At 69.7% G+C, this 20,808-nt stretch carries 21 protein-coding genes and 1 pseudogene; 18 read left to right on the forward strand and 4 right to left on the reverse strand.

What is annotated here, in order from left to right:
• Positions 1-19 precede the first annotated feature (19 nt).
• Positions 20-1,690 carry an AMP-binding protein gene (locus I2W78_RS06465; protein ID WP_196457730.1) on the reverse strand — a complete coding sequence of 557 codons (1,671 nt, stop codon included), beginning with the start codon at positions 1,688-1,690 and terminating at the stop codon, positions 20-22.
• A gap of 304 nt (positions 1,691-1,994) precedes the next feature.
• Here I2W78_RS06465 and I2W78_RS06470 point away from each other — a divergent pair, with 304 nt between their 5' ends.
• Positions 1,995-4,811, forward strand: a complete 2,817-nt coding sequence (locus I2W78_RS06470; RefSeq protein WP_196457732.1) for a helix-turn-helix transcriptional regulator — start codon at positions 1,995-1,997, stop codon at positions 4,809-4,811.
• Positions 4,812-5,003: 192 nt separating this feature from the next.
• Positions 5,004-5,795 (forward strand): S1 family peptidase, encoded by a 792-nt coding sequence (locus tag I2W78_RS06475; RefSeq protein WP_196457734.1) that lies wholly within the window; start codon positions 5,004-5,006, stop codon positions 5,793-5,795.
• Positions 5,796-5,913: 118 nt separating this feature from the next.
• Here the strand turns inward: I2W78_RS06475 and I2W78_RS06480 are convergent, their stop codons facing one another.
• Entirely contained in the window at positions 5,914-7,005 is a 1,092-nt protein-coding gene (locus tag I2W78_RS06480) for a winged helix DNA-binding domain-containing protein (protein WP_196457736.1), read from the reverse strand.
• Positions 7,006-7,302: 297 nt separating this feature from the next.
• On the opposite strand from I2W78_RS06480, the gene I2W78_RS06485 reads away from it, so the two are divergent.
• The 3 genes from I2W78_RS06485 to I2W78_RS06495 all read left to right on the forward strand — a co-directional run bounded on the left by I2W78_RS06485 (position 7,303) and on the right by I2W78_RS06495 (position 9,745).
• A complete protein-coding gene (locus tag I2W78_RS06485) occupies positions 7,303-8,316 on the forward strand; it encodes a magnesium and cobalt transport protein CorA (protein ID WP_196464444.1) in 1,014 nt (337 codons plus the stop codon).
• Positions 8,317-8,678: 362 nt separating this feature from the next.
• A complete protein-coding gene (locus tag I2W78_RS06490; RefSeq protein ID WP_196457738.1) occupies positions 8,679-9,071 on the forward strand; it encodes a hypothetical protein in 393 nt (130 codons plus the stop codon).
• 5 nt (positions 9,072-9,076) lie between these two features.
• Positions 9,077-9,745 carry a nucleotidyl transferase AbiEii/AbiGii toxin family protein gene (locus I2W78_RS06495; RefSeq protein WP_196457739.1) on the forward strand — a complete coding sequence of 223 codons (669 nt, stop codon included), beginning with the start codon at positions 9,077-9,079 and terminating at the stop codon, positions 9,743-9,745.
• Positions 9,746-10,208: 463 nt separating this feature from the next.
• Here I2W78_RS06495 and I2W78_RS06500 read toward each other — a convergent pair whose 3' ends face one another.
• Entirely contained in the window at positions 10,209-10,850 is a 642-nt protein-coding gene (locus tag I2W78_RS06500; RefSeq protein WP_230885351.1) for a restriction endonuclease, read from the reverse strand.
• A gap of 326 nt (positions 10,851-11,176) precedes the next feature.
• Between I2W78_RS06500 and I2W78_RS06505 the strand changes: the two genes are divergently transcribed.
• Positions 11,177-12,895 carry an AAA domain-containing protein gene (locus I2W78_RS06505; RefSeq protein ID WP_230885352.1) on the forward strand — a complete coding sequence of 573 codons (1,719 nt, stop codon included), beginning with the start codon at positions 11,177-11,179 and terminating at the stop codon, positions 12,893-12,895.
• Entirely contained in the window at positions 12,792-13,628 is an 837-nt protein-coding gene (locus I2W78_RS06510; RefSeq protein WP_196457745.1) for a hypothetical protein, read from the forward strand. Before I2W78_RS06505 ends, I2W78_RS06510 begins: the two co-directional genes overlap by 104 nt.
• Before the next feature lie 118 nt (positions 13,629-13,746).
• Here the strand turns inward: I2W78_RS06510 and I2W78_RS41610 are convergent, their stop codons facing one another.
• On the reverse strand, positions 13,747-14,406 hold the full coding sequence (locus tag I2W78_RS41610; protein WP_374222645.1) for a TerD family protein: 660 nt from the start codon (positions 14,404-14,406) through the stop codon (positions 13,747-13,749).
• Positions 14,407-14,438: 32 nt separating this feature from the next.
• Between I2W78_RS41610 and I2W78_RS06520 the strand changes: the two genes are divergently transcribed.
• The 11 genes and pseudogenes from I2W78_RS06520 to I2W78_RS06565 all read left to right on the forward strand — a co-directional run bounded on the left by I2W78_RS06520 (position 14,439) and on the right by I2W78_RS06565 (position 20,777).
• Positions 14,439-14,639 carry a hypothetical protein gene (locus I2W78_RS06520; RefSeq protein ID WP_196457749.1) on the forward strand — a complete coding sequence of 67 codons (201 nt, stop codon included), beginning with the start codon at positions 14,439-14,441 and terminating at the stop codon, positions 14,637-14,639.
• Between the two features lie 598 nt (positions 14,640-15,237).
• Complete coding sequence (locus I2W78_RS41615) at positions 15,238-15,525, forward strand: aspartyl protease family protein (RefSeq protein ID WP_374222719.1); 288 nt, start codon at positions 15,238-15,240, stop codon at positions 15,523-15,525.
• Positions 15,526-15,876: 351 nt separating this feature from the next.
• A pseudogene (locus I2W78_RS40250) lies at positions 15,877-15,951 on the forward strand (PRC-barrel domain-containing protein); the annotation flags it as partial.
• A gap of 122 nt (positions 15,952-16,073) precedes the next feature.
• Positions 16,074-16,433, forward strand: coding sequence for a hypothetical protein (locus I2W78_RS40255; protein ID WP_230886978.1), 360 nt, complete (start codon positions 16,074-16,076; stop codon positions 16,431-16,433).
• 3 nt (positions 16,434-16,436) lie between these two features.
• Positions 16,437-16,877, forward strand: coding sequence for a PRC-barrel domain-containing protein (locus I2W78_RS06535; protein ID WP_196457753.1), 441 nt, complete (start codon positions 16,437-16,439; stop codon positions 16,875-16,877).
• 133 nt (positions 16,878-17,010) lie between these two features.
• On the forward strand, positions 17,011-17,982 hold the full coding sequence (locus tag I2W78_RS06540) for a TerC family protein (protein WP_196457755.1): 972 nt from the start codon (positions 17,011-17,013) through the stop codon (positions 17,980-17,982).
• A 198-nt stretch (positions 17,983-18,180) separates the two neighbouring features.
• On the forward strand, positions 18,181-18,606 hold the full coding sequence (locus tag I2W78_RS06545; RefSeq protein ID WP_196457757.1) for a hypothetical protein: 426 nt from the start codon (positions 18,181-18,183) through the stop codon (positions 18,604-18,606).
• 26 nt (positions 18,607-18,632) lie between these two features.
• On the forward strand, positions 18,633-19,517 hold the full coding sequence (locus tag I2W78_RS06550; protein WP_196457758.1) for a universal stress protein: 885 nt from the start codon (positions 18,633-18,635) through the stop codon (positions 19,515-19,517).
• A complete protein-coding gene (locus tag I2W78_RS06555) occupies positions 19,510-19,827 on the forward strand; it encodes a helix-turn-helix domain-containing protein (protein ID WP_196457760.1) in 318 nt (105 codons plus the stop codon). Before I2W78_RS06550 ends, I2W78_RS06555 begins: the two co-directional genes overlap by 8 nt.
• Before the next feature lie 92 nt (positions 19,828-19,919).
• On the forward strand, positions 19,920-20,492 hold the full coding sequence (locus I2W78_RS06560; RefSeq protein ID WP_196457762.1) for a redoxin domain-containing protein: 573 nt from the start codon (positions 19,920-19,922) through the stop codon (positions 20,490-20,492).
• 6 nt (positions 20,493-20,498) lie between these two features.
• Positions 20,499-20,777 carry a cytochrome c biogenesis CcdA family protein gene (locus I2W78_RS06565; RefSeq protein WP_230885353.1) on the forward strand — a complete coding sequence of 93 codons (279 nt, stop codon included), beginning with the start codon at positions 20,499-20,501 and terminating at the stop codon, positions 20,775-20,777.
• The last annotated feature ends 31 nt before the right edge of the window (positions 20,778-20,808 follow it).

Genomic DNA, 20,808 nt, shown 5'->3' on the forward strand with positions numbered 1-20,808 from the left:
TGACACGCGTGGTGATCGGTCAGCGGAAGTCCTCCTCGCGGTACTCGTCGGCCGAGCCCGCCGCCGTGGCCTCGCGCAGCTCGATGCGGCGGATCTTGCCGGAGACGGTCTTCGGGAGGGTTCCGAACTCCAGGCGGCGGATCCGCTTGTACGGGGCGAGGGTCTCGCGTGAGTGCTCGAACAGCACCTTCGCCGTGTCGGGGCCCGGCTCGAAGCCCTCGGCCAGGACCACGTACGCCTTCGGCACCGCGAGGCGCAGCGCGTCCGGCGCCGGTACGACGGCCGCTTCCGCCACCGCCTCGTGCTCCAGCAGGGCGCTCTCCAGCTCGAACGGGGAGATCTTGTAGTCGGACGCCTTGAAGACGTCGTCGGCGCGGCCGACGTAGGTGATGTAACCGTCCTCGTCGCGCGATCCGATGTCGCCGGTGCGGTAGTGGCCGCCCGCCATCGCCTGCGCCGTCCGGTCAGCGTCCCCGTGGTAGCCCGCCATCACACCGACCGGCGACTGTGACAGGTCCACCGCGATCTCGCCCTCGTCCGCGCCCGGCGCGCCGGTCTGCGGATCCAGCAGCACCACGCGGAAGCCCGGGCTGGGCCGGCCCATGGAGCCGGTCTTGAGCGGCTGGCCGGGGCTGTTGGAGACCTGCACCGCGGTCTCCGTCTGTCCGAAGCCGTCCCGGATGGTCACGCCCCAGGCCCGCCGCACCTGTTCGATGACCTCGGGGTTGAGCGGTTCCCCGGCGGCCACCGCCTCCCTCGGCACGGTGCGCAGCTGGGTCAGGTCGGCCTGGATGAGCATCCGCCACACCGTCGGCGGAGCGCAGAACGTGCTCACCCCGGCCCGGTCCATCTGTTCCATCAGCCGGGCGGCGTCGAAGCGGGTGTAGTTGTGGATGAAGACGGTCGCCTCGGCGTTCCAGGGGGCGAAGAGGTTGGACCAGGCGTGCTTGGCCCAGCCCGGCGAGGAGATGTTCAGGTGCACATCGCCAGGTTTGAGGCCGATCCAGTACATGGTCGCCAGGTGCCCGACCGGGTACGACGTGTGCGTGTGCTCGACCAGCTTCGGGCGGGCCGTCGTCCCCGAGGTGAAGTAGAGCATCAGCGGGTCGTCGGCGCGGGTGGGGCCGTCGGGCGTGAAGTCGGCGGGGGCGGCGTACGCGTCCTCGTACCTGAGCCAGCCCTCCGGTGCCCCGCCGACCGCGATGCGCGTGTAGTCCCCCGGCACCTCGGCGAACTTGCCGCTGTCCTCGGCGCGCACGAGAACGTGCCGGACGTGCCCGCGCTCCACCCGGTCGCGCAGGTCGGCCGGCCCGAGCAGTGGCGTGGCCGGGATGACGACCGCGCGCAGCTTCATCGCGGCCAGGGCCGTCTCCCACAGCTCGGCCTGGTTGCCCAGCATCACCAGGATCCGGTCCCCGGCGGCGACACCGCGTGCGCGCAGCCAGTTGGCGGCCCGTGCCGACCGCTCGGCCAGGGCGGCGAAGGAGAGCCGGATCTCGCTGCCGTCCTCCTCCACGATGTGCAGGGCCGTGCGGTCGTTGCCGTCGGCGATGACGTCGAACCAGTCCAGCGCCCAGTTGAAGTACTCCGGGCGCGGCCAGCGGAAACCCGCGTAGGCGGTGTCGTAGTCCTCGCGGTGTTCCAGCAGGAAGTCCCGTGCCCCGCGGAACTCCTCCGTCGCCGTCGTCATCTGTCCTCCTAGGTGCCGGACCGTTCCCGGGCGGCTCGCTCACATCGTGTAATCCGCGACGCAGGTGTCACTACCCCGAACGGGGGTGTATGCCGCACACCGGAGGGCTGAGGGTCTTGAACGCCACGCAGAGTACTGCCGTACCTACGCATGGACGGCCCTCGGTACGGGCAGACCATTCACCTGACGGCCGTCTGAATTTGCCCATGCACCCCTGTTGTTATTTCCCTCACCATCTCGGCGCTCCGGATTTCAATGAGTTGTTGCCTAGAATTTGGCCCGGACACGACACTCGGAGGGAGCGGTGACCGTGCGACGGGACTTCAAGGAGCCTGCCAGAAGCCGCCCCGACCTGGTCATCGGCCGGGAGGAACTGTTCACGGCGGCGGGTGAGCAGCTCGGTCGCGGGGGCAGTGTGCTGCTGCACGGGCCCGCCGGAATAGGAAAGTCGACCGTGCTGCGGGCATTGGCCGCGGATTACGCCGAGGCGGCCCGGACCGTGCTGCGCTGCTCGGCGACGGAGTCCGAATCGCATCTGCCGTTCCTGGCCCTGGCCGACCTGCTCGGTCTGGTGCTGGACGAGGTGTCCGACAAGCTGCCCGCCGCCCAGCGCACCGCACTGGAGTCGGCGCTCACCGGCCGCGGCGAGTCCACCCTCCAACGCGACGGCCTGGCGCTGCGCCTCGCCGTGCTGTCCGCGCTGCGCGCGCTCGCCGCCGAGGGGCCGGTCCTCGTCGTCGCCGACGATGTGCAGTGGCTGGACTCGGCCAGCTCCGAACTGCTCGGCTTCGCCGCCCGCCGTCTCGGCGACACCCCCGTCAAGATGCTGTGCGCGGTACGGACGGACGGCCAGGAGTACGACCGCCATCTGCGCACCTCTCCCCCGGACACGCTCGCCGTCCGGCTGGGCCCGCTCTCCCGCGCCCAGGTCTCCGCGCTGCTGGAGAACCGCGGCTACACCGGCTTGCCGCGTTCCACGGTCCGGGACATCCACCGCACCAGTGGCGGCAACCCGCTGTTCGCGCTGGAGCTGGGCCGTGCCCTCGCCGAGAACCCGACCCCGCCGCGCCCGGGCGAGCCGCTGCCGGTGCCGACGTCGCTGCGGGCGCTCGTCCTCAGCCGGCTGGAGATGCTCTCCGCCGAGGCCCGGCACACCCTCCTCGTGGCGAGCGCGGGCGCCCGGCCCACGCTGTCGCTGCTGCACGCGGCCGGCCGGGAGAACGCCGAGGCCGAGACCGCCCGGGCGGCCGAGCTCGGGCTGCTGGCAACGGAGCCGGAGGGGCCCGCCGTACGCTTCGCGCATCCGCTGGTCTCCGCCGCGCTGTACGCGGAGGCGCCCGCGCACCAGCGGCGGGCCGCGCACGCCGCGCTGTCCACGGCGGCCTCCGATCCGATCGAGCGGGCCCGGCATCTGGCGCTGGCGACGACCGGCACCGATCCGGAGGTGGCGGCGCGGCTCGCCGGGGCCGCCATGCTGGCCCGCGACCGTGGGGCGCCCTCGGTCGCCGCGTCACTCGGTCTGCTCGCGGCGCGGCACGCGCCGGCCGACAGCGTGCCGGGGCCGGACGAACGGCGGTTGCAGGCGGCCGAGGACGCGATCACCGCCGGTGAGGTGGACCTCGCCCGGGACATCGCGCGTGAGGTGCTGACCCGGGCCACGGTTCCCGCGGAGCGGGTGCGGGCCTGGATGGTGGTGATCGAGGCGGCGGGCCAGGCCCTCGGAGAGGTCGACGCCGTCTTCCCGCAGGCGCTGGCCGACGCGGGCGACGATCCGCGGCTGCTCGCCCTGGTGCACTACCAGCTGGCCTGGCGGGCGCTGGTCGTCGAGGGCGACTTCGCCGAGGGCCGCGAGGAGGCCGCGCACGCCGCCGGCCTGGCCGCGCGGGCCGGGGACCGGCGTACCGAACTGCTGGCGCTCGCCTTCCAGGCCCAGGCCGAGACCCTGATGGGCCACCCGGACGCGCCCGCGACCATCAAACGGGCGCTGAAGGAGCCGCAGGACCCGCAGGTGGCGTGCCACCACAACGGGGCGGGATCCACCCGCTTCCGCTGGCTGCTGATGAGCGACCAGCTGCCGGAGGCGCGCAACACGGTCACCGCGCTGCTGCGCGAGGTACGGCGGCGCGGAATGGTCGAGAGCGAGGTGCACTTCCTGCGGCTGCTGGCCGAGACCGAACTGCGCTCCGGGCACTGCGGCCGCGCCCTCGACCTGGCCCGCGAGAGCCTGCGGCTGGCCCGCGACTCGGGCATCGGCGAGGTGGCCTCCGCGATGCTCACCTCGCTCGCCGAGGCCTCCGGCGGCAGCGTGGAGCAGGCGCTGGCGCTGGCGCGGGAGGCGGTGGAGCACGCCGAGCAGGACGGCGACCAGATCTACGTCTCGCGCGCGCTGGCCGCCCTCGGATACGTCCAACTGGTCGCCGGGGACGCCCAGGGAACCGTCCGGTCGCTGCGCCGGGTACGGGAGCTGGAGAACGGGCTCGGCGTCACCGACCCGGCGCGCGGCCGCTGGCACGGGGACCTCGCGGAGGCGCTGGTGCGGATCGGCGAGCTCGCGGAGGCGCAGGACGTCATCGACGTGACGCGCGAGCAGGCGCTGCGGCTGGGGCGGGAGAGCGTGCTCGCCGTGCTGGACCGGGCGGAGGCGCTGGTGCGGGCGGCGGCCGGTGAACACGACGCGGCCGTGAGCCAGTTGACGTCGGTGCAGGACCGGCTGAGCAAGCTGGGCTACGGGCTCGAAGAGGCGCGCGCCGCCTTCGAGTTGGCCCGGTTGCGGGCCCTGCCGGGGCCGGGTCCGACGTCGTACGACGAGGCGGCCCGGCTGTTCCGGCGGTGCCGGGCGCTGCCCTGGCTGCGGCAGGTCGACGCGGCCGTGGCGGCGGGGGCGGCCCCGGACCGGCAGCCGGCCCCGGCTCCCGCGCCGTCCGCGCTGGAGGGGCTGGCCTCGATGGAGCGTCAGGTCGCGGCGCTGGTCATGGAGGGCGCGACCAACCGGGAGATAGCCGGGCGGCTGTTCATCAGCGTCAAGACGGTCGAGGCGACGCTCACCCGGGTCTACCGCAAGCTGGGGATCCGATCCCGGGTCGACATCGTCCGACTGGCGGCGGGGCGGCACGTCAAGTAGCGGCGTCGGCCGCACTCGACCGAGGGTTTTCCCTGCCCCAACTCCCTTAGGGGGTTCCCTCATTGGGACGGATGGGCGCCCGGCTCTAGCTTAGTCACGTGCCGCTCGCCGGGCACACGGGGGTCTGTCCCGAGGCCCCCGTGCTCCACCCCACCCGCGCGACCCCCCACCGGCAACCCCTTGAGGAGACTCATGTTCGGGCTCACCCGTGCCAGAAAGACCGCCGCCGCCGTCGCGGCGACCGCTGCCGCCGCCGCGACCGCGCTGCTCACCGCCCCCGCCGCCGTCGCCGCCCCGCAGCCCATCGTCGGCGGTACGACGACCACCACGACCGCGTACCCGTTCATCATGCAGATCACGGACGCCTCGCAGGACCAGTTCTGCGGCGGCACCCTGGTCTCCCCGACGAAGGTCGTGACCGCCGCGCACTGCATGGTCGGCGAGACCACCAGCAGCGTCCGCGTGGTCGGTGGCCGCACGTACCTCAACGGCACCAACGGCACGGTCAGCCGGGTCAGCAAGATCTGGATCCACCCCGACTACTCGGACGTCACCAACGGCGACGACGTGGCCGTACTGACGCTGTCGACGTCGATGCCGTACACCACCGCGAAGTACGTCTCCTCCTCGCAGACCTCGGTGTACGCCCCCGGCACCACGGCCCGCGTCCTCGGCTGGGGCACCACCTCCCAGAACGGCAGCTCCTCCAACCAGCTGCGGACCGCCACCGTCCCGACCGTGTCCGACTCCAGCTGCGGCAACTCCTACGGCTCCGACTTCGTGGCGAGCGACATGGTGTGCGCCGGATACACCTCCGGCGGCGTGGACACCTGCCAGGGCGACAGCGGCGGTCCCCTGCTCATCGGGGGCGTCCTGGCAGGGATCACTTCCTGGGGCGAGGGCTGCGCGCAGGCCGGCTACCCGGGCGTCTACACCCGGCTGACGACCTTCTCCAGCCTGGTGACCGCGCAGGTCAACTCGTAGCGGCGGCAGGGACAGCAAGGACTCCTGAGTACCCCTCAGGTAAGTAAGCCAGGGGGCGTTGCGGGCCTCCACGAGCGGCCCGCAACGCCCCCTCTCCATGCGCCCGGTCAGGCGCGGGTCACGGGATCACGGTCCCGAAGCGGATGTCGTACGACTCCTGGTGCAGCACCTGGAGCATGCGGGCGCCCTCCTCTGTCACCTCGTCGCGCTGGGCCCGGGTGAGGCTGTCGAACGGCTCGACGACCAGGGCGCCGTCGAGCAGCCGCCAGACGCCGGCCAGGAAGCCGTCGACGAGGAGCGGGCAGTAGAAGGTGTTCGCCTGCCAGGTGCGGCCGTGGCGCGCGGGCGGCACCACGCGGGTGCGGTCGGCGTGCGAGAGCAGCAGATTGTCGAACTCGGGCAGGAAGCGGGGCGGGGCCGGGGTCTCCGGGTCGGGGCGGGGCGCGTCGGGGAGGTCGAAGAGTTCGACGCCGCTCTCGTCCCGGAAGGCGACCAGCTGCGGGCGGAGCCGCTCGAACACGGGGCGCATCCGGGTCAGACCGGACCAGGTCTGCATGTCCTTCACCGAGGCGGGGCCGAAGGCGCCGAGGTAGCGCAGTACGGCGCTCTCCGGGGTGGCGGCCGGTTCGGCGGGGCGGCCCAGCCAGTGCTCGGCGGTGGTGAGGGCGACCTGCGCGCTTCTGCCCCACAGCCCGCGCGGGGTGACCTGGACCAGCGGGAGCGTGCAGCGGGCGGCGACGGCGAGGGCCTGCGGGTCGGCGTCCGGCCACTCGGCGATCAGGGCCTCGCGCAGCTGCCGCATGGTGCGCGGCTCGGCCTCGACCAGCTCGCGGGCGACCGTGGCGAGCCGCTCCAGGTCGACGCCGACGAGGCCCTTGCGGAAGATCCTGATCTCCCGGTCGCGGGCGGGCTGGACCAGCGGCCGCAGGGTGAGGGCGTCGTCGCCGGTGTGCAGATGGATGGTCGAGCGCAGGGTGACGATCCGGACCGCCGCGCGGTCGGCGAGCAGCCCGGCGAGCTCCTCGGGGCGGAAGCCGTCGAGGCGGGCGGCGAGCGCGTAGTAGGGCGGCTTGACCTCCTGGGCCTGCAGTCCGACGAGGTGCTCCACGGCCGCCTTCGCGGACAGCGGCGCGCGGCGCAGGAGCAGCTGCCGGTCGAGGGTGGCGCGGTTGAGGGCGCGGGTGCCGAGCACGGTCGTCGTCTGGGTCATGCTCCGCACGCTAGCGCCGCTTGCGGACAGCCTCGGTCCGCAACTCTCGCCGCATCCTCGCCCGCCTACCCCGTCCCGATGCCGTTTGCCCCGTATACCCTGGCGATTATCCTGACGATTCTGGCGATCCTGGCCAACGATCACACCGCCGCAGGCCGACCAGGGAGGTGCCCCATCGCCTGGAAGAACTCGTCGAAGAGGTCCGGCTGGCGACGCGCCCTTCCCCCACAGCCGCCGCAGACCGATCCGCCGCCCGTCCCCGATCCGCCGGCCGCCCAGCCCACCGAGATCGGCAGCGTGGTCGAGGCGGCGCTGTACGAGGACGGCGTGCGGGTCTCCTCCCCCGCGACCCTCGCCGACACCTACCGCGAACTGCGCGAGAAGCCGTCCGGCATGGCCTGGATCGGGCTGGCCCGGCCCACGGAGAGCGAACTCCTCTCCCTGGCCGCGGAGTTCGATCTGCACCCGCTGTCCGTCGAGGACGCGATGGAGGCACACCAGCGGCCGAAGCTGGAACGTTACGGCGACACCCTCTTCGTCGTCCTGCGGGCGGCGCGCTACCTCGACGCGCCAGAGGAGGTCGAGTTCGGCGAGCTGCACGTCTTCGTCGGCCCCGACTTCGTGATCACGGTCCGCCATGGCGCGGCCCCCGACCTGTCGGCGGTGCGCCGCCGCATGGAGGAGACGCCGGAGCTGCTGAAGCTCGGCCCGGAGGCGGTGCTGTACGCGATCCTCGACGCGGTGGTCGACGGCTACGCGCCGGTCGTCGCGGGCGTCCAGAACGACATCGACGAGATCGAGACCGAGGTCTTCCGCGGCGACCCGGAGGTCTCGCGCCGCATCTACGAGCTCTCCCGCGAAATGGTCGAGTTCCAGCGCGCCACCCGACCCCTGGTCGGGATGCTGCACGGCCTGATGGCGGGCTTCGCCAAGTACGGCACGGACGAGGAACTCCAGCGCTACCTACGGGACGTGGCCGATCACGTCACCCACACCAGCGAACGCGTCGACGGCTTCCGCCAGGCGCTGACCGACATCCTGACGGTGAACACGACTCTCGTGACCCAGCAGCAGAACGCGGAGATGCGGGCGCTCGCGGAGGCGGGGTTCGAGCAGAACGAGGAGATCAAGAAGATCTCGTCGTGGGCGGCGATTCTGTTTGCTCCCACGCTGGTTGGAACTATCTACGGCATGAACTTCGAGCACATGCCCGAGTTGGACTGGAGCTTCGGATACCCCTTTGCGATCGGCCTGATGGGGGTGGTTTGCGTCAGTTTGTACGTGATTTTCAAGCGACGGGACTGGCTCTGAGTCCCTCTTACCGAGCTCAGCTCTTGTGCGGCCTTTGCTCTCGCACCGGTCACGGATCGGGGCGAAATCAGCCCTGGGGAGCCTCTGGGGAGAAGTGATGCGGGTGATCTCCTCTACCTGCCTCCGTTGCACATCTGACCAGCACTTTTACGCACTTTTACCCTCCAGAAGCCGCTGGGGAGAATCCGGGGAGAATCAGCCGACGGCACGGGCCCTGCGCCAGCGACTCCATGGCTGTCCCGTTCCCCGCCAAGGCTGTCGTCGAGCGCCGTTGCCGCATCCGCAACGGACACAGACAGTGACATTGACTCCTTAGTTGAAGCCACAAGCCCCCGACCCTTTGCGGCCGCCATAATGGAGGCATGGCCTCCCACCCGCAGCACACCGGACCCGGGCCGAGGAATCTCTCGGGCGCAGACGCCGAGGACCTCGCGCTGTACCGGGAAAAGTTCCAGCGCCGTCTACCGGAGTCACTGGACGAGCTGCACGGACCGACCCACGGCGTCGTGGAGCTGCCGCTGCACCTGGCATGGTCCGGGATGACGTCGTACGACCTGGACAAACCTCGTCAGCGCATGGGCCTGTACCGCACCGTTCTGCACGAGGGCCTGCACGACGACCTGCCCCGCTACCTCAACCGGGACCTACTCCTCGAGCTGTGGCCCGTACTGCGCACCCTCGTCGGCCGCACCGTGCGTACCGTGTGGGAGGACGCCTTCCCCCAGCTCGCCTCCCGCACCCGGGCTGCCGCGTGACGGACATGCCGGAGCTGCACACGCGGCTCCTGGCCGATGTGATCGCCCTCGGTTCGCCGTACCCGTTGGTCCTCACCGGCGGATACGCCGTGCGGGCGCACCGCCTCGTCAACCGCCCCAGCCAGGACCTCGATGTCGCCACCGAGAACCCGGCACCCATGGCCGACATCGCAGCCGCGCTCTGCAGCGGCCTGACAGCCCGGGGCTGGAAGGTACAGGCGCTGGAGACTGCCCCACTGTCCGCCCGCTTCACCGTGACGGACCCCACCACCGGGCAGGAGTGCGAAGTCGACATCCTCAAAGAGATCTTCTGGCGGCCCGTCGCCCAGAGCCCGTACGGGCCTGTCCTCGCCGAGGAGGACGTGATCGGGACCAAGGTCCGTGCCCTCGCCGACCGCGGGGCGCCCCGCGATCCGATCGACGTGTTCGCCGCGTCCCGCCGCTGGACGAATGCCGAGTTGGAGGAGTTCGGCCGACGTCACGCCCGCGGTCGTTTCGAGCACGAGGACCTCCAGGCGAACCTCAGCGGAGCCGAGTGGACCGACGACGAAGCCTTCGCCACCTACGGCCTCGACGATGCCACCATCACCACTCTGCGCACGTGGGCCTTGGAGTGGGCTGATGACCTCGCGAGCCGCCTCCTCGAAGTGTCCGACGACCCGGACACCGACTGATCGCACCGGCCAAGACGGCATCTGCAAGCCGGCGCCGACGGACTGCGCCGCCGACGGCACGCTCTACATGATCCGCTCCAGCGGACGCCGCCCCCCTCCTGCCCGGCGCCGAGAACGGCTTGGTGAGTACCGAGCGCCGGTCCCAGCCCAACTCCTGTACCAGCAGCTGTCGTACGGCCTGAACGAGCTGGCCAACCCGACAGCGGCCGGGCGCGTGGGGCCCGCGCCTCGGATCAGGGCGCCTTCGGACGTGACAGCCATGGAACTGACGTCGGGCCGAGCGTGAGATCGGGCCCGCTGAAGGGTGTCGCACAACATGCATCTGACACCCCATCGGAACGGGTGTCAGATGAACTTCACCAGCGTCAAGGTATCGCCCCTAACGCCCACACCACACATGACGCACGCCAGCAAAACCGCAGGTCAGGAACCCTTTGCGGACGGTTCGAGGATTGCGACTGTCCTACTCGTATGTCTCCCTGTAGCGAGCACGATGCCTACGATCACCTTGTCCCGCCCCGTTCACCTCGCTGAGCGACAGAAGCGAGGCGCCGTTGTTCCACAAACCGAGATGGTCGCGGTGCACCGCGATGACGCCGTTCTGTACTGCGGTCCGCTCGGACGGTCCGGTGAAGTACGTAGTTGTAACGAAGATCGCCACGTCGGCCTTGAAGTGAACCCTTGAGCCCAGAAGGTCTCGGACCTCGCGGCTCGGAATCCTGCTCTTCGGTGAGTAACGCTTGCACTGAATCACCATGCTCCGGCCGTCCGGCAGACGCCCCAGCACGTCCGCGCCATCGTCGTGCGAGCCGCCGACCCGGCGAACCTCAGTGCATCCGTCGCGTCGGCACAGACCCACGACGAAGTCCTCGAATTCACCACCCGACATCGCGTCCACTTCGATGAGGGATCGGCGGCCGGCCTTGAGTGCCTCCTCCTGCCGCCACTGGTCATCGCGCCCTTTTACAGATCGATTGATACGCCACAGCCACCACCCGCCGGAGATACTCCCGACGAGAACGAACCCACCGATGAGGTACGGCCAGATCACATGCCAGGACACGACCAGTAGAACGAGGCAGGCGACACCACCGATCAAGCTCAACTTGAGCCGCTGCTCTCGGCGTTTCCGAGCGCCCGACCGACGTCGACTCCGCACCGCCATCCAAGCCCTCCCCACGTCCTGAGCAGCAGTCTCGGCAGGCGTGGAGACTCCCGGTAAGGGCACAGATCAGCCAGTGGCTGATGTCTTTACGGCGGCGACGCCACCGCACGGGAGACAGCGGACTGGTACGCACCCGGACATGCGTTCGCATCGCTTACCCACGCGCTGATCGGGGCAGCAGGTCGAATCGGCCTATGCGCCACGCATATCGCGCCATTCTCTTGAAGCGCGTTGTCCAGTCTGTCCGGCAACCCCGCCTGGAGCGCATGACGCAGGAGCAGCGGTCCGCGCTGCAGGCGTATCGCGCCCACATGGCCTCGTACGGCAAGGGCAAGGGCCGCAGCGCGGGCCGCTACCGTGCCGCAGCGCACGACGCCATGCGGACGGCGCAGGGCGCGGTCCCGGCGTGGGTCATGCCCATCTCGCAGGTTGCCGAGATGGTGGCGCCCGAGCGGGACGCATTCGACGTGGTCATCGTCGACGAAGCGAGCCAGGCCGGCATGGACGCACTGTTCCTGATGTGGCTCGCCCCTCGCGTGATCGTCGTGGGGGACGACAAACAGTGCGCGCCCTCGCTCAGCGGCATGGGCCGTCACCAGGCGATCCACGACCGGCTCATCTCCCACCTGCCGGACATGCCTCCGAGCCTGCGCACTCTCTACGGCCCCGCCACCAACCTCTACCAGCTGCTGTCCACGTTCTTCCCGAAGGTGATCCGGCTGGAGGAGCACTTCCGGTGCATGCCCGAGATCATCGGCTGGTCCTCCCGGGCCTTCTACAACAACAAACTGCAGCCACTGCGCCAGTACGGCGGTGACCGCCTCGACCCGCTCGTGACGCACTTCGTCGACGGGGCCGTCACCCAGGGACGCGACAGCCGACTCCGTAACCCGAAGGAAGCCGAGACCATCGTCGACTGCTTGGCCCAGCTGGTGGAGGATCCCGCCTACCGGGACAAGACCATGGGCGTCATCGCCCTTCAAGGGCCGGTGAGCCAAGTCAAGCTCCTGGAACAGCTGATCAACGAGCGCATTCCGGCGCCTGTGCGCGAACGGCACCAGATACGTGTGGGCAACCCCGCATCGTTCCAGGGAGACGAACGCCACGTCATCCTGCTGTCGATGGTCGCGACCAACCCGCCACGCATCGCGGGCGGCGCACGCAGCGAGCGACAGGCGTACAACGTCGCCGCGTCCCGCGCCCAGGACCAGATGCGGCTCTTCTACTCGGTGCCGCCGGACCGCCTGAAGTCCGGAGACCTCCGCCTCAACCTCCTTGCCTACATGGAGAACCCACCCGCAGCGCTGGCCAACTCCGACGACCTCGGGAAGGTGTCGAGCGAGGTCCCGCAGAAGCCGTTCGAATCGCTCTTCGAGCAGCACGTCTACCTGCGTCTGAAAGCCCGCGGGTACCACGTCATCCCGCAGTACCCGGCAGGAAGCAAGCGCATCGACCTCGTCGTTGTGGGGGCGCGGGGGCGCCTGGCCGTGGAGTGCGACGGCGAGCGGTACCACTCGACGCCCGAACAGATCCGGCACGACCAGCAGCGTGATCGCGAACTCCAGAGGGTCGGCTGGACGTTCTGGCGCATCCCCGAAAGCGAATTCCGGTTCGACCCCGAGGAGGCCCTGACCGGCCTGTGGGAGGAACTGAACCGGCTGGGCATCCGTCCGGCCACGTCCGACGCCGGCGACTGGTCTCATGCCACGCCCACATCCTCGTGCCCCGGAGTGAAGTGGACCCCCCTCGACCTCTCTACCGACGAGGAGCTGACCGAGGACCTGTCGGAATCCTCCGATGGCCCGGACGCGGTCGATCCGGTCGCTGCCCTCGACACGCAGGAGACGACGAAACCGAAATCCCCAGTACGGAAGGGTCGGCATGACCACGCAGTCCCCACTCGGCGTCCTGGACGTCAACACGTTGCAGGAACTGGCCCGCGTCATCTGCGGCGACGACCACCTCTACTACCGCAAGGGCTATGAAATCGCGCAGTTCCTGGAACGTGCCGGCTGGCAGCAGGTTCCGGAGTACGACGGTTACCGCATGGACTGGACCCTGGCCCGTCTGACCGAACGCCGGGACGACCCCACGGAGTTGGCGAAGGTCTTGCTCCGGCTCGCCGACCCACGCGAGTACCTCGACGAACCCGAGCAGCTCCCCGCCGTCGTCTCCGCCGTCAACGCCTTCCTCATCCACGAGGGCGTACGCCTGGAGAATCCCGGCGGCCGTCCCCGCCTCATCGCCTGCGACCCCTCTCTCGCCCACCCGGGCAACCAGGGCCCGGTCGAACTCAGGGCAGCCATGTCAGACCTCATCAACGACCAGAAGATGGCCGGGCTCCTCCAGCACCGCTTGGACGAGGCACGCACCTGCTACGCCAACGGCGCTCACGTAGCGTCCATCATCATGCTCGGCAGCCTCCTCGAAGGCGTCCTGGTCCACGTGGTCCAGGAACGCGACGCATCCCTGCTCGGCAACAAGTCGCCGGACAATGTCAGCCTGGACACCCTGATCAAGACCTGCCACGAGGCCGGATGGATCGGCTCCGACGTCGAACGCTTCTGCCACGAACTGCGCAGGTACCGCAACTTCGTCCACCCACGCGCTGAGATTCGCGAGGCTCACGCTCCGGACCGCGACACTCTGAACATGTGCTGGCCTGTGGTCAACGCGGTTCTGAACGACCTCGCCGACTCACAGCCCAAGACAACCTGACCAACGTAAACCAGCTCCGCCCCGTGCCCAGAATCGTCAGACGAGTCTGGGCACGGGGCTGTCCGGCATCCGCTGCACAGACGGCCCCCAACCCACATACAACGCGGGGCCCGCTGGGTCATTCGCTGACGTCGACGCCGTAGCCCTGGGCCAGGTCGGCCAGACCATGGTCGTAGCCCTGCCCCACGGCACGCAGCCGCCAGCCGTCGCCACGGCGGTAGATCTCGGCGAGGATCATGGTGCGCTCGGTGGTTGCGGCGTCGAGGGTGGCCCGTGCGATTGAGGCCGCGCCGACCCCGCTAGTCACAGTGATCTCGACGGCGCCGACGTCGGAGAATGTCGCGGCGCCGTCAATCGCGGCGGCAACGACGACCCGGCGGATTTCCGGCGGCAGACGCTCCAAATCGGCGGTGACAGCCTGCTCAGTCGGGCCGTCCATGGCAAGCCGTACGGTGCCGTCCGGATGCTCGGGTGCGCCGTAGAAGACGAAGTCCCGCTTGAGGATCTCCACGTCCTCGCGCAGGCGGCGGTTCTCCCGCCGCAGTTGGGCCAGTTCCTCGCGTTCGCTGCCGGTCAGGCCGTCGCGCTCGCCCGCGTCGACCTCGGCCTGCTTGAGCCAGTCGCGCACTGCGGTCTCGGTCAGGTCGAAGTCTTTGGCGACCTGGCCGACCGAGCGGTCCCCGCGTCGGCACAGTTCGACGATCTCGGCCTTGAACTCCGGCGTGAACGAGCGGCGAGGACGCGGCTTCTTCTTCCCGATGCTCTCCATGATGGACATCACCCTTCCGGGGCCGAAGCCCCGGATCTTCGATGCCCGTCAAAGAGGATCAAGCCCAGTACCAGGCGGCGGGTGCGGACGAGCTTTTCCTGACCAGTGGCTCCCTGGTCATGACCTCGATACCGCTCGCCAGCCTGCTGGTACGGCAGCGGCGTGGGTGGGGACGTCTCGGCTTCGACGGCGTTCTGCTCATCACGGTCTACGCCGTCACTGTCGCGGCCCTGGCCGTCTGACGTACCGTCCGCACCCCACGAGTGCTTCCACCCGAGCGCGGATCCCGGCCAACCGGCCCAGTGAGATCGTCGCCCGCACAGCAGCCGCCTCCTTGGTGCCCGGCGCTCGCCACTGCCTTCATGCGCCACGCCATGGCCCACCGCGAGCCGCCGACGGGCCGGGCCTCAACACGCCTGTCACGAATCAGGTGCTGCCGGTGGATCACCCGGGCACAGCCGTCGCACCAGCACTACGTTCGGACCGTCGGCTCAAGCAGCGGACGTTCCGGACGACGCGCCGCCGCCTGCACGGTGCTCGTGTTTGCGCGGCCGCGCGACGGGCACCCCGTGGCGCATGGGCACGCGGGACGCCCGAGCGTCCGGCACCAGGCATCGGCGGAAGCCCCCACGCGTTGCGGTGCTTCTGGCCGCGCTGCTGCTCGCCGGGTGCGTGGTGTCCGAGGACCGCGACGACCGGGGTGACGGGCAGATCTCTCGGACGGCGGCGCGCGAGGTACCGCTCAGGGTGCAGGAGCAGTTCGGCCAGACGCTGGCGTTCGTCCCGGTGCGCATCGAAGGCCAGGGGCCGTTCATGTTCGCCCTGGACACCGGTGCTTCCATGAGCGTCGTCGACGACGACATCGCAAACCGGGTCGGCCTTGACCGCACCGGCGAGCGCCGCTCGGTGAGCGGGATCCTCAGTACTGGAGAGGTCCCCGTTGTCGAGGTAACCCACTGGGAGGTCGGTGACCTGCGTCTCGCGCCAGGTGAACTCACGGTCATCGATCTCTCGCCGCCCCGGGGTGGCGAGACGATGCAGGGTCTGCTCGGTTCGGACGTGCTCAGCGACTTCGGCTCGATCACCATCGACTATGACGAAGGCGTCCTCGAAATCCCCGCGCCGTGACGACGCACCACGCTGCCGCCCTGAGCACTCTGCCGGTGAGAGCCTGGTGCACCTGCCTGTCATCGGTCCGACAACGCGGGCCTCATCGGCGCATGACCGATCCGTACCTCTTCGGGTCGACGCCCGGGCACTCGGAGGTAGATCCTGAAATAGACACACTTGGGGCGTTTGTGCGATGTAAAGGGGCATCGACATGGAATGGTGGACCTGGCTCATCATCGCTCTCGCGATCCTCGCGGCCATCGCCGTCTGCATAGTGGCGCTCCAGGCGCGGCGCAGATCCGGTGGGGTGATAGCGCAGAACCGCCGGCCTCCGGGTGAGGGAGGTCAGACGCTGTGACCGCCGCCTATATGCGAGCAAGCGAGATCACCCAGCACCCCGTGGTCACCTTGACGGGGGAGGACATCGGGCAGGTCAAGGACCTCGTCTTCGACGCCACCACGGGCAGCATCCGATGCTTCACCCTCGCAGGCCGCGGCCTGCTGGCGGGTCCGCTCCATCGAGCTCTGCTGTGGAAGAACGTCCACGGCCTGGGCCGGACGCGGTCATGGTGCGCGACGAGAGCGCGCTGGAGGACGACGAAACCGCCGCCGGGCGAGGTGAGAAGGAGCGGGCCGGGGGCAATGTGCTTGGTGTCGCGATCTCGACCCGTAGCGGCACACGACTGGGTACCGTCACCGACGCCATCGTCGCGGTCGGCCGGGAGCCGGCGGTCGCGGGCTACGAGGTCGAGACCGCCGAGCGCCAGCGCGTTCTGCTGCCGGTCGCCGGCCCTGTCGCCGTCTCCGGCGAACGCGTACTCGTCCCGGACGCCACCGCACAGCACAGCGCGGGTGACCTGGCAGGGTTCGACACCGCCCTGGACCACCTGCGCAGCCGCCTCCAGCAGCACCCCCAGGAGGGTTGACCCATGCTGTTCACCAGGGCACAGGGCAGGACCGTGATGGACCTCGCGACCGCCCAGACGGTCGGAACGGTCGAGGCGTGCACCGTAGCCCCCTCACCGGCGCGCCTCGCCGGTCTGCGCCTGAAGACCCGGGGCCGCGGACACCACACCCTTTCATGGGAAGACGTCCAGTCGTTCGGCCCGGACGAGGTAACCGTCGAAGGGGCCGACCGGATCCGCGACGAGAAGGACATCGACCCCAGCCATCACGCCCACGCGGTGCACGACCCCATCGGGAAGACCGTACTGACCGACACAGGAGTCAGGAAGGGCACCGTGACCGACATCGACTTCGACGAGCAGTCGGGAAGCATCTTGCACCTGATGACCCCTGACGAGCAGATTCCGGGCGACGCACTTGTGGGAGTCGGCAGCTACGCGGTTGTCGTCACCGCCCCGAAGTGACGAGCAGCACTGGAAGGCCGCAGCTCGGCCGCCAGGAGGGTACGGGAGCTCTCCACCCCGCACGCCTCCAGTTACGGGCGCGCTACCACGGTGATCTCCTCATGCGGTCGACCGTGCCTGAGGGGTTGAGTTCGTGTACGAGGTTCCGCTGTGGCTCTGGACCGTGTTCGCCGTCACCATTGTGGTGGCCTTGGCAGTCGATCTGCTGGTCAACCGTAAGGCGCACGTCATCGGCTTGCGGGAGGCCACTGCCTGGAGCGGGGTCTGGGTGGGCCTGGCGGTCGTCTTCGGCGTGGTTGTCTTCCTCGTGGTGGGCACCACCCCCGGCGTCGAGTACACCACGGCGTGGCTGCTGGAGAAGAGCCTGTCGGTCGACAACCTCTTCGTCTTCGCACTCATCTTCGGCTACTTCCAGGTACCCCGCGAATACCAGCACCGCGTGCTGTTTCTCGGCGTCCTGGGCGCCCTGGTCTTCCGCGGCCTGTTCCTCGCCGCCGGCGTGGCGATCGTCAGCCGCTTCACCGCCGTCCTGTTCCTCTTCGGCGCCTTCCTCTTCTACAGCGCGTACAAGATCGTCACCAAAGAGGAGGACAGCGTCGACCCCGGCAAGAGCATCGCCGTACGGCTGCTGCGCAAGGTCATCCCCGTCCGGGACGACTACGCCGGGAACCGGTTCTTCCTCAGGGAGAACGGCAAGCTCGTCGCCACCCCGCTGCTCGCCGTCGTCGCCGCGGTCGAGGGCGCCGACCTGGTCTTCGCCATCGACAGCGTGCCCGCCGTCCTGGGCGTCAGCAGTGATCTCTTCATCGTCTACACCAGCAACGCCTTCGCCATCCTGGGCCTGCGCGCCCTGTACTTCCTGCTCGCCGACCTGCTGGACCGCTTCCACTACCTCAGCAAGGGCCTGGCGCTGATCCTCGCCTTCATCGGCGTCAAGCTGATCCTGCAGGCATCCCACGAGATCGTCAGCACCAGCATTCCGGAGGTGCACTCGCTCGTCAGCCTCGCGGTGATCGTCACCGTCCTGATCGCCTCCGTCGTACTCAGCGTGCTGCGACCCGCGCGCTCAGGCCACGCCGATACGCCACCCGACGGCAAGACCTGACGCAGCGAACCGCACCGAAGAACGACCTGACCACCCAGCCCCGAGGGCAGCGCACCGGTCGGCCTCCCACCACGCGTGAGGCATCCGGGTGCGGGTACCCGGTCTCCCGCAGGCGGGGAAGCGTCAGGGCGTTCACGTCCGCCCGGCGCCACCGCACCACAGGCACCGGACCGGGCCACACCCCTACATCGGATCCGCTTGTTCGACGCCGAGGTGACCCATATGAGTTCCCCGGACGACGCACACGCGTTCGCTCTCATCGAGCAACGCCTGGCCGAGGACGACCCGACCCTTGCACGACGTCTCGACACGCTCGAACAGCAGTTCCCCGACGCAGCCGACGCCGATCAAGGCACGGACGACGGGCGCCGGGGCCCGGGCACGGACGAGGCGGAGCCTGACGAGGCCGCGAGCCGTGAAACAGCCCTCCACGGCGATGCGGAGCGCTCATGGACGGTCAAAGTCGCCGTAGCACTCGCGGCCATGGCCGGCATCGGGCTGCTGCTCGCAGCGATCCTCTCGGCGCACGCGGACGATGAAAGCGAGACGTCCCAGCCGCACGGGTCGGCTCCCTCCACATCCGCGCCCGTGCTTGGGGACCGGGCCGGGGCAGGCAGGCCGTGAGGGATCTCGCGTGGAGAGGAGTCGAGATGGCTGACGTTAAGCCTGTCATTGTCGGCGTGGACGACGCCGACGACCAGGACGACCTTGTGCGCTACGCAGCCCATCAGGCCGTGATGCGTGGAGTCCCTCTGCACGTTGCCCACGCCGTAGTGCTGCCCGGCCCCTTCGGTTGGAAGAGGGAGGAGGAGGCCGGGCAGGGCTCCCCCGCGCAGCGGGGGACGGCAGTGGTGGACCGGTTCGAGGCCGTGGCCCGGTCGGCGTTCCCCGTCCTGACCGTCGCGGGCGAAGTGCACTTCGGTGATCCCGCCTCGACGCTTGTGGTGCGCTCGGCGGAGGCGTGCCTGCTGGTGCTGGGGCATCGGGGCCGTGGCGGCTTTCCTCGCCTGGCGCTGGGCTCGGTGAGCCTTCAGGTCGCCACACACTCCCGGTGCCCCGTGCTCGTGACGCGTCCCGGCCCGCACCGCGGAGCGTCACGAGAGCGCGTCGTGGCCGGCGCCGACCTCGTGCACTACTCGCCGGAGACGATGGAGTTCGCTTTCGCGGAGGCCGACCGCCGCTCAGCCCACCTGCACGTCGTGCATGCCTTGCACCGGACTGCGCTGCTGCCCGGTCCGGGCAGCGTCACCACAGCCGAACGCGAGGTGCGCGAGACCGAGGACGGTGCCCGGGGTCTGATTGAGGAACGGATCGCTGAGCTTCGCGGACAGCATCCGCAGGTGCCGGTCGAACTGCACATCGCTTGGGTGCGCCCGGCGACGCGCTTGACGGAGTTGTCGGAGGAGGCCGATCTGCTGGTGGTCGGCTCACGCGGCCGCACCGGCCTGCGCCGACTGCTCCTCGGCTCGGTGAGCAGCGAAGTCCTGCACACGGCCCGCTGCCCCGTCGCCGTCGTACCCGCTGTGGATGACTGACGACCTCACTCCGTCGGCCGGAGTGCCCTGGAAGACCCGTATCTCGCTGGTCCTCCCCCCGGCGGCTTCGGGGGCGCGAAAGGCACTTCACCGTGTGGCAGGACGCGGCCCCGCGTCCTCGGGTCCGCAGCCCGCAGCCCGTAGCCCGCAGATCGCGCTCACCCACCAGCAGATCGCCGCCCTCGCCCGAACCTCCCGCGAGACCACCACCAAGGTCCTGCGGGACTTCGCCGACCGGTACCTGATCCGCCTCACCCGCGGCCGCATCACCGTCCTCGCCCCGGACCGGCTCGCCGACCACGCGGGCTGACGTCACCGAACCGTAAGCACCGCAGCCCGGCCCGACCGCTCCCGGCTCGGCTTACAGTTCAGCAGACTGACGACCACCAGGAGTTGCCCATCATGCGTGCCCGTCTGCTGTTCCCGACTCTTCTGGCCGCCGCCGCGCTCAGCCTGGCCGGCTGCGGCACCCAGGACAACGCGTCCTCCAGCGGTGCCGCAGCGGCGGCCAGTCCGTCGGCCTCCGACTCCTCGGCAGCGGGGCGCGACGGGTCCGGAAGTGCGGCGGTCCCCGAGGCGCTCCAGTTCACCGGCATGACCGTGGACGGCAAGCCCTTCGACGCGGCCACGCTGGCGGGCAAGCCCACCGTGCTGTGGTTCTGGGCACCGTGGTGCCCCACCTGCAAGGCCCAGGGCCCCGAAACTGCCAGGGTCGCCGCCGAGTTCGGGGGCAAGGCGAACGTGATCGGGGTGGCCGGACTCGACAAGCCTCAGGCCATGAAGGACTTCGTCGCCGACACCAAAGTGGACACTTTCCCGAACGTGTCCGACGAGGCTGGGGAGGTCTGGAAGAAGTTCGAGATCACCCAGCAGAGCGTCTACGTGATCCTCGACAAGGACGGCAGGACCGTCTTCACCGGCAGTCTCCCGGCCGGCAAGGGACTCGCCGACAAGCTCAGCCCGCTCATCGGCTGAACCATCATGTCCGACCTGCCCCTCGCCCTGGCCCTGACCGCAGGGATGCTCGCCGCCGTCAACCCCTGCGGCTTCGCCCTCCTGCCCGCCTACCTGTCCCTGCTCGTCCTGGGTGACGATTCCCCCACCCGCACGGCCGCCGTGGTCCGCGCGCTGATGACGACCGCCGCGATGAGCGCCGGATTCACCGCCGTGTTCGCCCTGTTCGGCCTCGCCATCGCCCCCTTCGCCGGACAGGTACAGCAACACCTTCCCTGGTTCACCATAGGCTTCGGTCTCCTCTGAGCTGCCCCGAGTTTCGTAGAGTCCGATCTTG

It is taken from the genome of Streptomyces spinoverrucosus (genome assembly GCF_015712165.1).
Lineage (GTDB): Bacteria > Actinomycetota > Actinomycetes > Streptomycetales > Streptomycetaceae > Streptomyces > Streptomyces spinoverrucosus_A.

Bases quoted from the DNA above. Each gene is read 5' to 3' on its own strand.
- I2W78_RS06465 (WP_196457730.1), bottom strand. From the start codon at position 1,690: ATGACGACGGCGACGGAGGAGTTCCGCGGGGCACGGGACTTCCTGCTG.
- I2W78_RS06475 (WP_196457734.1), top strand. From the start codon at position 5,004: ATGTTCGGGCTCACCCGTGCCAGAAAGACCGCCGCCGCCGTCGCGGCG.
- I2W78_RS06480 (WP_196457736.1), bottom strand. From the start codon at position 7,005: ATGACCCAGACGACGACCGTGCTCGGCACCCGCGCCCTCAACCGCGCC.
- I2W78_RS06490 (WP_196457738.1), top strand. From the start codon at position 8,679: ATGGCCTCCCACCCGCAGCACACCGGACCCGGGCCGAGGAATCTCTCG.
- I2W78_RS06495 (WP_196457739.1), top strand. From the start codon at position 9,077: ATGCCGGAGCTGCACACGCGGCTCCTGGCCGATGTGATCGCCCTCGGT.
- I2W78_RS06505 (WP_230885352.1), top strand. From the start codon at position 11,177: ATGACGCAGGAGCAGCGGTCCGCGCTGCAGGCGTATCGCGCCCACATG.
- I2W78_RS06510 (WP_196457745.1), top strand. From the start codon at position 12,792: ATGACCACGCAGTCCCCACTCGGCGTCCTGGACGTCAACACGTTGCAG.
- I2W78_RS41610 (WP_374222645.1), bottom strand. From the start codon at position 14,406: ATGTCCATCATGGAGAGCATCGGGAAGAAGAAGCCGCGTCCTCGCCGC.
- I2W78_RS06520 (WP_196457749.1), top strand. From the start codon at position 14,439: ATGCCCGTCAAAGAGGATCAAGCCCAGTACCAGGCGGCGGGTGCGGAC.
- I2W78_RS41615 (WP_374222719.1), top strand. From the start codon at position 15,238: ATGAGCGTCGTCGACGACGACATCGCAAACCGGGTCGGCCTTGACCGC.
- I2W78_RS40255 (WP_230886978.1), top strand. From the start codon at position 16,074: ATGGTGCGCGACGAGAGCGCGCTGGAGGACGACGAAACCGCCGCCGGG.
- I2W78_RS06535 (WP_196457753.1), top strand. From the start codon at position 16,437: ATGCTGTTCACCAGGGCACAGGGCAGGACCGTGATGGACCTCGCGACC.
- I2W78_RS06550 (WP_196457758.1), top strand. From the start codon at position 18,633: ATGGCTGACGTTAAGCCTGTCATTGTCGGCGTGGACGACGCCGACGAC.
- I2W78_RS06555 (WP_196457760.1), top strand. From the start codon at position 19,510: ATGACTGACGACCTCACTCCGTCGGCCGGAGTGCCCTGGAAGACCCGT.
- I2W78_RS06560 (WP_196457762.1), top strand. From the start codon at position 19,920: ATGCGTGCCCGTCTGCTGTTCCCGACTCTTCTGGCCGCCGCCGCGCTC.
- I2W78_RS06565 (WP_230885353.1), top strand. From the start codon at position 20,499: ATGTCCGACCTGCCCCTCGCCCTGGCCCTGACCGCAGGGATGCTCGCC.